General features: G+C 76.7%; 11 protein-coding genes. 8 read left to right on the plus strand and 3 right to left on the minus strand.

All coding sequences use genetic code 11. The features are described 5' to 3' along the window. Window positions 1-109 precede the first annotated feature (109 nt). The gene (locus ACN20G_RS32555) at window positions 110-541 is read left to right on the plus strand and encodes a PPOX class F420-dependent oxidoreductase (RefSeq protein ID WP_424216839.1); all 432 of its coding nucleotides are present in this window, start codon (window positions 110-112) and stop codon (window positions 539-541) included. Here the strand turns inward: ACN20G_RS32555 and ACN20G_RS32560 are convergent. Next, complete coding sequence (locus ACN20G_RS32560) at window positions 520-3,069, minus strand: glycoside hydrolase family 3 C-terminal domain-containing protein (RefSeq protein WP_424217424.1); 2,550 nt, start codon at window positions 3,067-3,069, stop codon at window positions 520-522. The two genes, ACN20G_RS32555 and ACN20G_RS32560, sit on opposite strands and share 22 nt — an antisense overlap. A 296-nt stretch (window positions 3,070-3,365) precedes the next feature. Between ACN20G_RS32560 and ACN20G_RS32565 the strand changes: the two genes are divergently transcribed. Next, the gene (locus tag ACN20G_RS32565) at window positions 3,366-4,118 is read left to right on the plus strand and encodes a phosphotransferase enzyme family protein (protein ID WP_424216840.1); all 753 of its coding nucleotides are present in this window, start codon (window positions 3,366-3,368) and stop codon (window positions 4,116-4,118) included. Here ACN20G_RS32565 and ACN20G_RS32570 read toward each other — a convergent pair. Further along, on the minus strand, window positions 4,079-4,525 hold the full coding sequence (locus ACN20G_RS32570) for a hypothetical protein (RefSeq protein ID WP_424216841.1): 447 nt from the start codon (window positions 4,523-4,525) through the stop codon (window positions 4,079-4,081). The two genes, ACN20G_RS32565 and ACN20G_RS32570, sit on opposite strands and share 40 nt — an antisense overlap. A 51-nt stretch (window positions 4,526-4,576) precedes the next feature. Continuing rightward, window positions 4,577-5,506 (minus strand): N-acetylglucosamine kinase, encoded by a 930-nt coding sequence (locus ACN20G_RS32575; protein ID WP_424216842.1) that lies wholly within the window; start codon window positions 5,504-5,506, stop codon window positions 4,577-4,579. Between the two features lie 935 nt (window positions 5,507-6,441). On the opposite strand from ACN20G_RS32575, the gene ACN20G_RS32580 reads away from it, so the two are divergent. From ACN20G_RS32580 to ACN20G_RS32605, 6 genes are all read left to right on the plus strand, one after another. Then, window positions 6,442-6,738, plus strand: a complete 297-nt coding sequence (locus ACN20G_RS32580; protein ID WP_424216843.1) for a helix-turn-helix domain-containing protein — start codon at window positions 6,442-6,444, stop codon at window positions 6,736-6,738. 303 nt (window positions 6,739-7,041) lie between these two features. After that, entirely contained in the window at window positions 7,042-7,596 is a 555-nt protein-coding gene (locus ACN20G_RS32585; protein ID WP_424216844.1) for a hypothetical protein, read from the plus strand. Window positions 7,597-8,085: 489 nt separating this feature from the next. Further along, window positions 8,086-9,432: a bifunctional o-acetylhomoserine/o-acetylserine sulfhydrylase gene (locus tag ACN20G_RS32590; RefSeq protein ID WP_424216845.1), complete on the plus strand. Its 1,347-nt coding sequence runs from the start codon at window positions 8,086-8,088 to the stop codon at window positions 9,430-9,432. Between the two features lie 107 nt (window positions 9,433-9,539). Further along, window positions 9,540-10,655, plus strand: coding sequence for a homoserine O-acetyltransferase MetX (metX, locus tag ACN20G_RS32595; protein ID WP_424217425.1), 1,116 nt, complete (start codon window positions 9,540-9,542; stop codon window positions 10,653-10,655). 81 nt (window positions 10,656-10,736) lie between these two features. Then, a complete protein-coding gene (locus tag ACN20G_RS32600) occupies window positions 10,737-11,933 on the plus strand; it encodes an acyltransferase family protein (protein WP_424216846.1) in 1,197 nt (398 codons plus the stop codon). A 188-nt stretch (window positions 11,934-12,121) separates the two neighbouring features. After that, a complete protein-coding gene (locus ACN20G_RS32605) occupies window positions 12,122-12,499 on the plus strand; it encodes a UBP-type zinc finger domain-containing protein (RefSeq protein WP_424216847.1) in 378 nt (125 codons plus the stop codon). The last annotated feature ends 14 nt before the right edge of the window (window positions 12,500-12,513 follow it).

Consider the following 12,513-nt stretch of genomic DNA (forward strand, 5'->3'; position numbering starts at 1 on the left):
CCGGACCGCCCACCGGCGCCCGCCCGGACCCCGGTTCGGTCCGTGCCGCACGCCCGCGCCGACCGGGTCCCCTTGACGTGCCCGCCCGGGGGTGGGTGATGATCACCCCATGAGCGATTCATCCTTCGATCCCCGCGCGTTACTCGCCAAGAGCCGGCTCGGCGTGCTGGCCACCATCAAGGCGAACGGGCGTCCGCAACTCTCCCCCGTCCAAACCCACTACGACGAGTCGACGGGCGTCATCCTGGTGTCGGCCGACGAGGGCGCGGCCAAACTCGCGAACCTGCGGCGGGACCCCCGCGCCTCGCTGGAGGTCACCAGCCCCGACGGCATCTCCTGGGCCACCGCCGAGGGCATCGCCACCCTCACCGGCCCGGGCACCGACCCGCACGGCCCCGAGGTCGACGCGCTCGTCGAGTACTACCGGACGGCCGCCGGCGAACACCCCGACTGGGAGGAGTTCCGCGCGGTGATGGTCGGTGAACGGCGCGTGCTCGTCACCATCCCCGTCGACCACGTCTACGGCGCCAGCCTGCGCTGACCCGCTCCCGCACCCCACGGGGCCCCGGGCACGACGAGCGTGGTGCGCAGGGGCAGGTCGTCCGCGTGCCGTCCGACCAGGACGGTGAACGCGCCCGGCTCCGTGCACCACGCCCGCGCCCGCTCCGACCAGTGCGCGAGGGCCCGGGCCGGGATCCGGATCCGGGCCGCGACCCGCTCGCCCGGCCCGGCCGTCACGGCCGCCCACCCGGCCAGCCACCGCACCGGCCGCTCCACCGCCGAGTCCGGCCGCGCCAGGTACACCTGCACGAGCTCCCGCCCGGCCCGCCGGCCCGTGTTGCGCACGAGGACCTCCACCTCCACGTCCCCGTCCGGCAGTCGCACCGGCCGGGCCGCCCGCTCGTGCTCCCAGGTCGTGTAGCCGAGGCCGTGCCCGAACCACCAGGCCGGGCGCGGCCCGTGGCGCAGCCGGCCCCGGTGCCCGAGGTGCAGGCCCTCGGTGTAGCGCAGCACGCCGGCCACGGGGATCGGCGAGGGCGGGGGAGGGGTGTCGGCGAGGGCGGCGGGCCAGGTCGTGGGCAGCCGGCCGCCCGGCTCGCGCCGCCCGAGCAGCACGTCGGCCAGCGCGTGCCCGTACTCCTGCCCGGGGAACCAGGTCAGCAGCACCGCCGCGACCTCGTCGCGCCACGGGAGTTCCACGGGCGCGCCCGCGTTGACGACGACCACCGTGCGCGGATTGGCGGCGACGACGGCCCGCACGAGGGCGTCCTGACCGGCCGGCAGGGCCAGGGTGGTGCGGTCGTGGCCCTCGGACTCGGCCCCCTCGGCGGTGCCCACGCACACCACGGCCACGTCGGCGGCGCGCGCGGCGGCCACGGCCTCGGCGACGGCCTCCTCTGCGGGCGGCGCGGGCGGGGCGAGGACGAGCGCGGTCGCGCGCCCGGTGCCGGGCGCCAGCGCGCGTCGGGCGTGCACGCGGACGACGCGTCCGGCGCGGAGCGGGACGGTGACGGTGTGGTGCGGGGGCCGGACGTGGATGACGGCCGGGTCCGCGGTGAGCGGCAGGTGCTCCTCGGCGAGCACGGGCCGGCCGTCGACGAAGAGTTCCAGCAGGCCGAAACCGGCGAGGCCCAGGGTCCAGGGCCCGTCGACGTCGGGCAGCAGGTCGGCGAGCAGCTCCACGGTGTGCGCGCCGGGCGGCAGTTCGGGCTCGGGGACGCGGCCGCCGGGCAGCGCCTCGGTGTGCAGCACCCGCCCGTCGGCGTCGAGGACCCGCAGCCGGACCCCGGGGGCGCCGTCGGCCGGGTCCCGGGCGAGCCGGCCGTCGAGGGGGACGACGGCCTCGGGCCCCGTGCGGCGCGGCCCCGGCGCGTGGCGCGGCGTGATCCCGGCGGCGGGGGCGGCGACGCGCAGGGCGTCGAGGGGGGTGACCACGTGGTGCGGGAACACCTCGGAACTGCCGCCGCCCTGCACCCGGGGGGCGCTCGCGTGCTCCCCGATCAGGGCGAGGGAGCGGATCCGGCCCGGGGCCAGGGGCAGCAGGCCGGTGCGGTTCTCCAGCAGCACGAAGGAGGCGGCGGCCGTCTCGCGCAGGAGTTCCCGGACGGCGGGGTCGTCGGGCGGCGGCGCGGCGGCGGTCAGCACGGGGGTGGTGGGGGTGGGGCCCGCTGCGTCGGGTGCGCCGTCGGGCCGGTCCGGCAGGTTCGGCCGGTCCGGCAGGTCGGGCAGGTTCGGCAGGTCGGGGGCGGCGGCGCCTACCCGGGTCGCCAGCCGCAGCAGCCGCGTCACCTTGTCGGCGACCGCCGCCCCCGGCACCCGCCCGTCCGCGAGGGTCCGGGCCAGCTCCGGCCCCCAGGGCCCGCGCGGTCCCGGCATCACGAGCCCCTGGGCGGAGCGGGCGGCGGGCACGGTGGAGCGCACCGCGCCCCAGTCCGAGACGATCACCCCGTCGAAACCCCACTCGGTGCACAAGGGATCGGTCAGGAGCGGGTGTTCGCTCATGGGGACGCCGTTGACGGCGTTGTACGCCGACATCACCGTCCACACCCCGGCCCGGACGGCCGCCTCGAACGGGGCCAGGTACACCTCGCGCAGCACGCGGGGCGCCAGGCGGGCGTCGAGGGTGAGCCGTTCGGTCTCGGAGTCGTTGGCCACGAAGTGCTTCGCGCAGGCCGCGACCCCCCGCGACTGGATGCCCCGGACGAGCGCGGCCCCGGTCCGCCCGGCGAGCAGCGGGTCCTCGGAGAGGCACTCGAAGTGGCGGCCGGCGAGGGGGGCGCGGTGCAGGTTCAGGTTCGGGGCGAGCAGCACGTGCACGCCCTTGCGGCGGGCCTCGTCGCCGAGCAGCGCGCCCACGGCGGCCACCCGGTCCTCGTCCCAGAGCGCGGCGAGCGCGCCGGCGGAGGGGATCAGGGCGGCGGTGGAGCGCGCGTCCCAGCCGGGCCCGCGCACCCCGGCGGGTCCGTCGGAGAACACGATCTCCCGCAGCCCGAGGCGCGGCTCGGGCCGGGTCCGCCAGGTGTCGGCGCCCGTCAACAGGGCCACGACGGCCTCGGGTTCGAGGCGCACGGGGGCGGTGGGGGACGACTGCGCGGGCGGGGTCGCGGGCGGGGGCTCCGTGCGGCCGGATCGGGTGGGTCGGGTGGGTCGATGGGGTTCTCGGACGGTCACGACGCGGGCCCTCCCCGGTTCGCCGACGCGCGACCCGGGTGGGAGAGCGCTCTCCCACCGATGATTCCCGCCCTCCGACCGCCCTGTCAACGCCCTTGTGCGACGCTCGTGTTCACGCCGTCCGTCCTGCCCGGCCGCGCACGGGTCGCGAAAACCCGCAGGACGCCCGTGACCTGCGTCGATAGCCTGGCCGCATGGAGGAACACGAGGTCATGGTCGGCGGAGTGAACCGGGTCGTCAGGGAGGGCGCCCGGGTCAGGCGCCCCGCGAGCCCGTGGAGCGGGACCGTCCAACGCCTGCTCGCGCACCTGCGGGAGGCGGGCTTCACCGGCGCCCCCCGCCCGTACGGACTCACTCCCGACGCCCGCGAGGAGATCGTCGAGTACCTGCCCGGCCGGGTCGGGCACGAGTTCGCCGCGCCCGAGGTCCGCGCGGACGCCTCCCTGTCCGCCGCCGGCCGGCTGCTGCGCGAACTCCACGACGCCTCGGCCGGGTTCGTCCGGGAGCCGGACGACGTGTGGATGCTCCCGGCCCGCGAACCGGCGGAGGTGATCTGCCACGGCGACGCCGCCACGTACAACACGGTGTTCCGGGACGGGCTGCCCGTCGCGTTCATCGACTTCGACACGGCCCACCCCGGCCCCCGCCTGTGGGACGCCGCCTACACGGCCTACCGTTTCGTTCCCCTGTACGCGCCGGACGAGGTCGAGCTCACCCTGCCGGTGCCGGAGGCCGCCCGCCGGCTCGCCCTGTTCGCCGACGCCTACGGGCTGTCCGGGGAGGAACGGGCCCGGCTGCCGGGGGTGACGGCGGAGCGGCTGCGTGCGCTGGTGGCCTGGATGCGCGGCCGGGCCGAGGCCGGCGACCCCGCGTTCGCCCGACACCTGGCGCAGGGCCACGACCGCCGCTACCTCACGGACGCGCACTGGATCGAGAGCACCTTCTGAGCCCGTGGTCGGATCCCGCTGGGCCAGACCGTGACGCGGTCGCGTGCCGCACGCACCGTGACCCACGATCCGTCGACGCCTTCCGGCAAGGACGGGTCGGCGACGTCGAAGAGGATCGACGTGCCACCCACGTCCAGGACGGCCCCGCCGTCCTCGCAGAGGCGCAGCAGCCCGCGAAAGGCTATGTGGTCGCCCTCTTCCCGCAGCTCGGGAACACCAGGGGCACTCGGCCGGGTGTTCACCGTCCACGCGATGTCCTCGTCCACGGTCCACTCGACGTGGTGTTCCCGCCCCACTGCCCCGGGGGCTCCCTCCCAGAGCGCCACGACGGTGCCCGCGGCCGAGCGCACCCGGACGGTCACGGGCCCGGACGGGGCGGGCCGTACCGCCTCCACGGTCACCGACACCCCGCCATCATCCCCGACCGACGTGCCGAACACCTCACCGGGCCGCGCGCGTCACCTGGCCAGGGCCACCGCTCCCGGCAGCCCGTCCGGGACCGGGTGCGCGATCAGCCCCCACGGGGACACCCGCGCCGCGAACCGGTCCAGCAGGGGTCCCTCGGGACCCAGCAGCCCGCCTCCCGTCACCAGGGGTTCGCCGGGCACGGGCCGCAGCGCCGCCGTGCTCTCGGCCAGGAGGTCCGCGGCCCCGTCGAGGATCCGGGCCGCCACGGCGTCACCCTCCGCGGCGGCCCGGACCACCACCGGGGAGAACGCGGCGAGCCGGATGGGGTGCGGCAGGGCGCGCACGCCGTCGACGAAGGCGAAGCGCAGCGACACCGCGTCCCGCTTCCGCGCTTCGAACGTCTCGGAGAACCGTCGGACGAGCAGTGTCGCGGGCCCGCGGCCGTCCAGGGCCCGCAGAGCGCGACGGATGCCCTCGCGGGCGATCCAGAAGCCGCTGCCGTCGTCGCCGACGAGCCAACCGCAGCCGTCCGCCACGGCGGCCAGGCGGCGCCCGCGCATCCGGGCCGCCGCCGCGCCGGTGCCGCACAGCACGACGATGCCGTCCGGCGGGTTGCCGGGGCAGCCGGCGAACGCGATCTCGCTGTCCGCCAAGACCCGTACGCGCGCCGGCCGCACCCCGTGCCGGATCAGCGCCTCGGACAGGGCCCGTTCGGCGCGCCGCCGCCCGTCGTCGTGCTCACGATCGGGCGCGCCCGCGCCGGCGAACCCGGCGACGACGGAGCTGACCTCGCCCGCACGGCCCGCCGGCAACACGCCCCCGATGACGTGGGCCAGGCGCTCCGTCAGCAGGGCCTCGGAGACCGAGCGGGCGTTGCCCGCGCCGGTGGTCGCCGTGGCCAGGAACGGCCCGCCCCCGGAGTCGGCGATCGCCGCCCGCAGGCTGCTGCCTCCGCCGTCGATGCCCAACACGAGCGCCATGCGCGTCCCCCTCGTCGCTCCGTCTTCGCCTCGGCCCCGCGGGTCCCGGCCGGGCCGGCACGGTCGATTCTCGCCCCGATGGGGCTGGACGGTCTGCCCCGCGGCCGCCATGACCTTGGTCGTGCGGGCGCGCACGTGTCGCTGCGGCACCGTGACGGGGAGCATGTCGAGGACGACATCGGCCCCCGGCCGGTCGCGCGCCCGCCGGTGGTGAGGACCGGTTCGGCGCCGGTCGGCGGGGACGAGGCGGGATGGTCGGCCACGGCGACGGCGGCGGCCTCCGCCGGCACCTCGCGGGGTTCGGGGGCGAGGCCGCTGTGCGACAGGACGACCGCCGCGTCGGCGCGGCCGAGGAGGGCCGCACTCGTGAGCGCGACGTGGGTGTCGCTCCAGGACCGGACGGGCGGGCCGATCCGGGGGAGCCGCTGTGACCTGCCGGGCCCGCGGTCGGGCCGGACCGCACGACGGGTCCGGCCCGGTCTCGCGTCTCGCGTCGCCGGCTCCTCGCGCGGGAGGGGCGGCTTTCGGCCGAAAGCGGGGGCGGCGCGGTGGTTTGTCCGGGCGGGCGGTCGGCGGGGGGCCCGGGAGCCCGGGGCGGTCGGGGCGCGCGGAATCCGATCGGGGCCCGGGCGTCGATGGGCGGCGCGGGGGCGTGCCGGGCGGAGGGCCCGGGGAACTCGCAGGTCACGGAAGGCGCGAGCGGGTGGGGTCGAGGTCCGCGGGCGGGGGTTCGGCGGGGCGCGCGGCCGGTTCCGGAAGGGGGTTCGGGCGGGGTCGTGCGTCGGACACGAGCGTTCTTCGAGGGGTTCGCGAGCGGGTTCCGAGGGTTCAAGATCGTGTCGTGGGCCGGGTGGGGCGACCCCGCGAGGGGGGCGAACTCGGTCGAATCGGTTCGGAAGGGGTTCCGGGCCGGGAGTTCGGGACAGGGGATCGACATGGACACACACCTGTTGCGCTCTTTCGTCACCGTCGTCGACCTGCGGTCCTTCGCCGCCGCCGCCCGCCACCTCGGCCGGCGGCGCTCCGACGTGCTGCGGCACGTCGCCGAACTGGAGGCCCTGGAGGGCAGCCGGTTGATACACCGCAAGCCGGTGCGCGTCACCGAGGCCGGGACCCTGTTGCGCGAGCGGGCTCGCCGTCTCCTCGACCGCGCGGCCGGCCCGGTGAACCCGGGCCCCGTCCTCGTGCCCGTCCCCGCCACCGTCCCCCGCGACCCCCTCGGCCACCGCTGACCCCCGCCGACGGCCCGGCCTCCCGCACCCATGGCGGAGGGTCGGGCCGTCGGCGTCCGGCGGCTCGCACGAAGGTTCGGGGCGAGGGGGGCCGCGGATCTGCGGAACCGATTCTGCGGCCCGTCGTTGAAGCTGTCGGGCGCACGCTCACCGGGTAGCCCCCCGACAGGGCCCGGTGATCGCCCCGAGGCCGCCGTCACCCCCCCCGACGGTCGGCCCCGGGTGTTCGGGGCCCGCCCCTTCGACCGGGCCCCGAACACCCCCTCCCCGCCGGGAAGCCCCGGTTCCGCTACGGTCTGTGCCGTGCGCACGGCTGACGACGACGAGACGGACAAGGACGCGGACGGCGAGGACGAGAGGCACACCGTCACCCACAGGGCTCGCGGGCGAGACCTCGCCGACGTGCTGTTGTGGCGGACGCGCCGCACGGGCACCGGCGCCGGCGAGGCCGTGACCCTGCTGCTCGTGGCCGCGATCACGGCCCCCGTCCTCGCGCTCCTGCTCCTGGGCCCCGCCCCGACCGTCCCCCGCTTCCTGCTCCTGATGGCCGTGCTCTGGCCCTCCTTGTGGCCCGCGCGGCAACTCTGGCTGTTGGCACGCCTGTACCGGGAGACCCGCGAGAACCCCGTGCACAGCACCTGCTTCCGGGACGCGGACGTCACGCACGACCACGCCGACGGCACCTACACCCGCCTCCCCTGGGACACCTGGACCGCGCACGGCGAGACCGCCCGCCTGCTCGTGCTGTGGGACGCGCGCACCGGGGACCTCGCCTGGCTGCCCAAACGCTCCGTCCCCGACCCCGACACCCTGGCCGCCCTCCGCGCGATGTTCGCCCGCAACCTCCCCCGCCTGTGATCCGTGCGCCCCGCGCGTGCCGCGCGGGCGCCGGTGTGAAGGGAGTGTTGCCGGGGTTCGACAATCTCCCGCACCACCGCACGGACGGCCGGCGGGGCGGGCCGCCGGTGTGCTTCGCTGGACCCATGACCGTCGCCCTCGTGACCCGTCGCCACGTCGACCACGGCCGTGTCACGACCACGGGCTGTCCCGCCGGCCACTGACGGGTCGTCACACGCCATGCAGGGCGCGCCCGTTCGGCTGGTCCGGCGCGTCGGGCCCCACTCGACGCGGTCGCCCGTGACGGTCGCGCGGGACCCACGAACGAGCCGCGCGCCCGCCGCGCCGCCCGGTCCCGCCGGCCCGGTCCGCCCGCCCCGGCTCCACCGCACGGCCGCGTGCGTCGCCCGGCGCTCCCCGCGTCCTGACGTCCCGTCACATCTCCGTGCCCCGCACGCCGTACCGCCCGCAGCCCGTACCGCCCGCCCGCCCGCATTCGAGGAGCGCAGCATGAGCAGCAGCACCGTCGACCCGACCGCCCAGGACCCCGCCGGGCCCGACACCTCCGCGTGGTCCTTCGAGACCAAGCAGCTCCACGCCGGCGCCGCCCCCGACCCCACCACCGGCGCCCGCGCCGTCCCCATCTACCAGACCACCTCCTTCGTCTTCCGCGACACCGCCCACGCCGCCGACCTGTTCTCCCTCGCCGAACCCGGCAACATCTACACCCGCATCCACAACCCCACCCAGGACGTCCTCGAACAGCGGATCGCCGCCCTCGAAGGCGGGGTCGCCGCCGTCGCCGTGGCCTCCGGGCAGGCCGCCGAGACCCTCGCCCTGCTCACCGTCGCCCGCGCCGGCGACCACATCGTCTCCGCCGCCTCCCTCTACGGCGGCACCTACAACCTGCTGCGCCACACCCTGCCGCGGTTCGGGGTGGAGGTGAGCTTCGTCGAGGACCCCGACGACCTCGACGCCTGGCGCGCCGCGATCCGCCCCACCACCAAGGCCCTGTTCGCCGAGACCCTCGGCAACCCGCGCGGCAACGTCCTCGACGTGCGCGGCGTCGCCGACGTGGCCCACGAGGCCGGGGTGCCCCTCATCGTCGACAACACCGTCCCCACCCCCTATCTCCTGCGCCCCATCGAGCACGGCGCGGACGTGGTCGTGCACTCCGCGACGAAGTTCCTCGGCGGGCACGGCACCACCATCGGCGGGGTGGTGGTGGACGCCGGCACCTTCGACTTCGGCCGCCATCCGGAGCGGTTCCCCGAGTTCACCGAACCCGACCCCAGCTACCACGGGCTGCGCTACTGGCCCGCCCTCGGTCCCGGCGCGTACGCGGTCAAGCTGCGCGTGCAGCTCCTGCGCGACCTCGGCCCCTCCCTCGCCCCGCACTCCGCGTTCCTGCTCCTCCAGGGGGTGGAGACGCTCAGCCTCCGGGTGGAGCGGCACTCCGCGAACGCGCAGGCCCTCGCCGAATGGCTCCAGGCCCGCGACGAGGTCGCCGCCGTCCACTACCCCGGTCTGCCGTCGAGCCGTTGGCACGAGGCCGGCCGCCGCTACCTGCCGCGCGGCGCGGGTGCCGTCCTGGCCTTCGAGCTGCGGGGCGGGGTGGAGGCCGGGAAGCGTTTCGTGGACGGTCTCGAACTCTTCAGCCACCTCGCGAACATCGGCGACGTGCGCAGCCTGGTCATTCACCCGGCGTCCACCACCCACAGCCAACTCGACGCCGCGCAGCTCGCCGCCACCGGCACCTCGCCCGGCCTGGTCCGGCTGTCCGTCGGCATCGAGAACCCCACCGACCTGATCGCGGACCTGGAAGCGGGCTTCCGGGCGGCGAAGGGCGCGTCCTGACCGGCCTCCCGCCCGCCCCGCCCCCGCCCCCGGCCTCGTCGCCGCCCCCTCCGTCCCCGCCGCCCGCGACCGGCGCGTGGCGGGACGGCGACCCGCCCGGCCGGCGGCTGTGGCACCACCGGACCACCCCCCTCCGGCTGGAGGCGGGCGGCCGGCTGCCCCGGCTCACCCTCGCCTACGAGACCCACGGCACCCTGGCGCCCGCCCGCGACAACGCCGTGCTCCTCCTGCACGCCCTCACCGGCGACAGCCACGCCGCGGGCCCCGCCGGCCCCGGGCATCCCACGCCCGGGTGGTGGGACGCGCTGATCGGGCCGGGCCGGGCCCTGGACACCGAGCGGTGGTTCGTCGTGGTCCCGAACGTGCTCGGCGGCTGCCAGGGCAGCACCGGCCCCGCCACGACCGGGCCCGACGGCCGGCGACCCTGGGGCGGGGCGTTCCCGCGCCTGGGCCAACGGGACCAGGTCGCCGCCGAGGCCGGGCTCGCCGACGCCCTGGGCATCGACCGGTGGGCGCTCGTGGCCGGCGGGTCCATGGGCGGGATGCGGGCGCTGGAGTGGGCGGTGTCGCGTCCGGAACGGGTCGCGGCGCTGTTGTTGCTGGCCTGCCCGGCGGCGGCGAGCGCGGACCAGATCGCGTGGGCCACGGCGCAGGCGCACGCGATCCGCGCCGACCCCGGATGGCGCGGCGGGCACTACCACGACGCGGGCCCGGGCCGGGGGCCGCACCTCGGTCTGGGCGTCGCCCGGCGCATCGCCCACATCACCTACCGGGCGGGCGCCGAGCTGGAGGAGCGGTTCGGGCGGCGCCCGCAGGAGGGGGAGGAACCGGCGCGGGGCGGCCGCTACCGGGTGGAGTCCTACCTCGACCACCACGCGCACAAGCTCGTGCGCCGTTTCGACGCCGCCGCGTACGTGGTGCTGTCGGAGGCGATGAACGGGCACGACGTGGGGCGGGGGAGGGGCGGGACGCGGGCGGCCCTGGCCCGGGTCACGGCGCGCACCCTCGTCGCGGGCGTCGACTCCGACCGGCTGTACCCGCTCGCGCAGCAGCACGAACTCGCGGCGGGCATTGCGACGGCGGACGCCACCCGGGTGCTGTCCTCCCCGTACGGGCACGACGGGTTCCTCGTCGAGACCGACCAGGTCGCCCCCCTGGTCCGGGAGCTGCTGCCGCAGGGAGAACAGGGGGGCGGGCAGGGGGGCGGGCAGGGGGGCGGATAAAAGGGGGCGGGCGTATCGCGGACCGGGGCATCGAATATAAGTTCGCGGTAAACGTGTCCCCCACGGTTCGCAGGGAGAACCATGTCCACAACCCCCGGCGCGGCCTCGGCGCCGGTACGGCTCCGCGCGCTCGACGGCATCCGCCTGCTCGCCGCGCTGTCCGTGCTCCTGTACCACTACGTCGCGCTCGGCACGGGGTGGGGCGTCACCGACACCTCCGACCTGTTCCCCCTCGCCCGACCCGTCGCCCTGTACGGCTGGCTCGGCGTGGAGGTGTTCTTCCTGGTCAGCGGCTTCGTCATCTGCATGAGCGCCTGGGGCCGGCCGCTGGGCGACTTCGTCGTCTCGCGGGTCTCGCGGCTCTTCCCCGCCTACTGGTGCGCGGTGCTGCTCACCGCCGCCGTGCTGTGGTTCCTGCCGGGCACGCAGGGCCGGCGCAAATGGGGTGACGTGCTGGTCAACCTGAGCATGCTCCAGGAGGGCGTCCGCATACCGCACGTGGACCACGCGTACTGGAGCCTGTACGTGGAGCTGACCTTCTACGCCCTCTTCGCCGTCGTCGTGCTGCGGGGCCTCACGTACCACCGGGTGCTGGCCTTCTGCACCGTGTGGACGGCCGTCGCGGTCCTGGCCCCGAACTCCGGGATCCCCCTCCTCTACAACCTGGCGCTGCCCCAGTACGCCCCGTACTTCATTGCGGGCGTCCTCTTCCACCTCATGCACCGCTTCCGCCCCACGGCCCTGCTGTGGGGGCTGGTCGCCGTGCAGTTCCTGATCGGGCAGGCGCACGTGCGGGCCCGGATGAACGTCAACCTGGGCCCGGCCGTCGCCGACGCCCTGCCCACCTGGCCCGCGCGACTCGCCCTGCTGCTGGGCTTCGCGCTGATGGCGGCGCTGGCCCTGGGCCGCCTGGACCGGATCCGCTGGCGTTGGCTCACGACGGCCGGCGCCCTGACCTACCCGCTGTACCTGATCCACATGGTCGCGGGCATGGCGATCCTGCAGAGCCTGCGCGGGGTGGTGCCGCCGGTGCCGCTGGTGTGCGGGCTGACCGTGCTCATGCTGGTGTGCGCCCACCTGATCCACCGGTTCGCCGAGCGCCCCTTGACCGGCCTGCTTCGCACGGGCCTGCGCAAGGGCCTCGCGGAACTGCGCGCGCAGACCCCGGCACGCTCGACGACGGCCGCGCCGGCAGGGGGCCGGACCGCCGTCCCGAGCCCGCGCACGGGCTCCGCCGAGCCCGGCGTCCCGGCACCCCGACACCCGTCGAACCACTAGCCGTCGGGCCGTCGCGCGCAACGCCCCCGCCATTCGTGCCGCCCTCCATGAGGGCGTCGACGACGCGGACTACGTCACCGCCCTGAAGGTCCTCGCCCGCCTCACCGCGAACGCGGGCGGCACCCTCCCCTGACCCCGGGCCGGGCGCACACTGGAGAGGGTCGGTCCAGGAGAGGGCGTGAGGGCGCGTGGCGGGAGAGCGGACGGGGCGCGGGGCGGGCGGGGCGGCGCGGGAGCCGGTGTGGCGGGTCGCGGTCGACGGCGGGAGGCCCGAGGGGCGGGGGTGCGCGCACCTCGGCGGACTGCCCGCCGGGCCGGCGCCGGGGTCCGTGCCCCGGCCCGCCCGCTGCCCGGACTGCCCGCCGTCCGCCCGGCCCCCCGTGCGCCTGTGGTGGTGCGCGGAGTGCGGGCACGTCGGCTGTTGTGACAGTTCGCCCGGCCGGCACGCCCACGCGCACCACCGGGCCACGGGGCACCCCGTGGTCCTGCGGGCCTTCCCGACGGGCGGGGTCGGTTGGTGTTGGGCGGACGAGGCGTTCCTGACGCGCGGGCGGGCCGCGGACTGACGCGCGGGTGGGCG

It is taken from the genome of Streptomyces dryopteridis (genome assembly GCF_049606955.1).
Classification (GTDB): Bacteria; Actinomycetota; Actinomycetes; order Streptomycetales; family Streptomycetaceae; genus Streptomyces.

What these genes read in the sequence shown, in the direction of transcription:
- ACN20G_RS32555 (WP_424216839.1), top strand. Translation starts at nt 110, where the DNA reads ATGAGCGATTCATCCTTCGATCCCCGCGCGTTACTCGCCAAGAGCCGG.
- ACN20G_RS32565 (WP_424216840.1), top strand. Translation starts at nt 3,366, where the DNA reads ATGGAGGAACACGAGGTCATGGTCGGCGGAGTGAACCGGGTCGTCAGG.
- ACN20G_RS32575 (WP_424216842.1), bottom strand. Translation starts at nt 5,506, where the DNA reads ATGGCGCTCGTGTTGGGCATCGACGGCGGAGGCAGCAGCCTGCGGGCG.
- ACN20G_RS32580 (WP_424216843.1), top strand. Translation starts at nt 6,442, where the DNA reads ATGGACACACACCTGTTGCGCTCTTTCGTCACCGTCGTCGACCTGCGG.
- ACN20G_RS32590 (WP_424216845.1), top strand. Translation starts at nt 8,086, where the DNA reads ATGAGCAGCAGCACCGTCGACCCGACCGCCCAGGACCCCGCCGGGCCC.
- ACN20G_RS32600 (WP_424216846.1), top strand. Translation starts at nt 10,737, where the DNA reads ATGTCCACAACCCCCGGCGCGGCCTCGGCGCCGGTACGGCTCCGCGCG.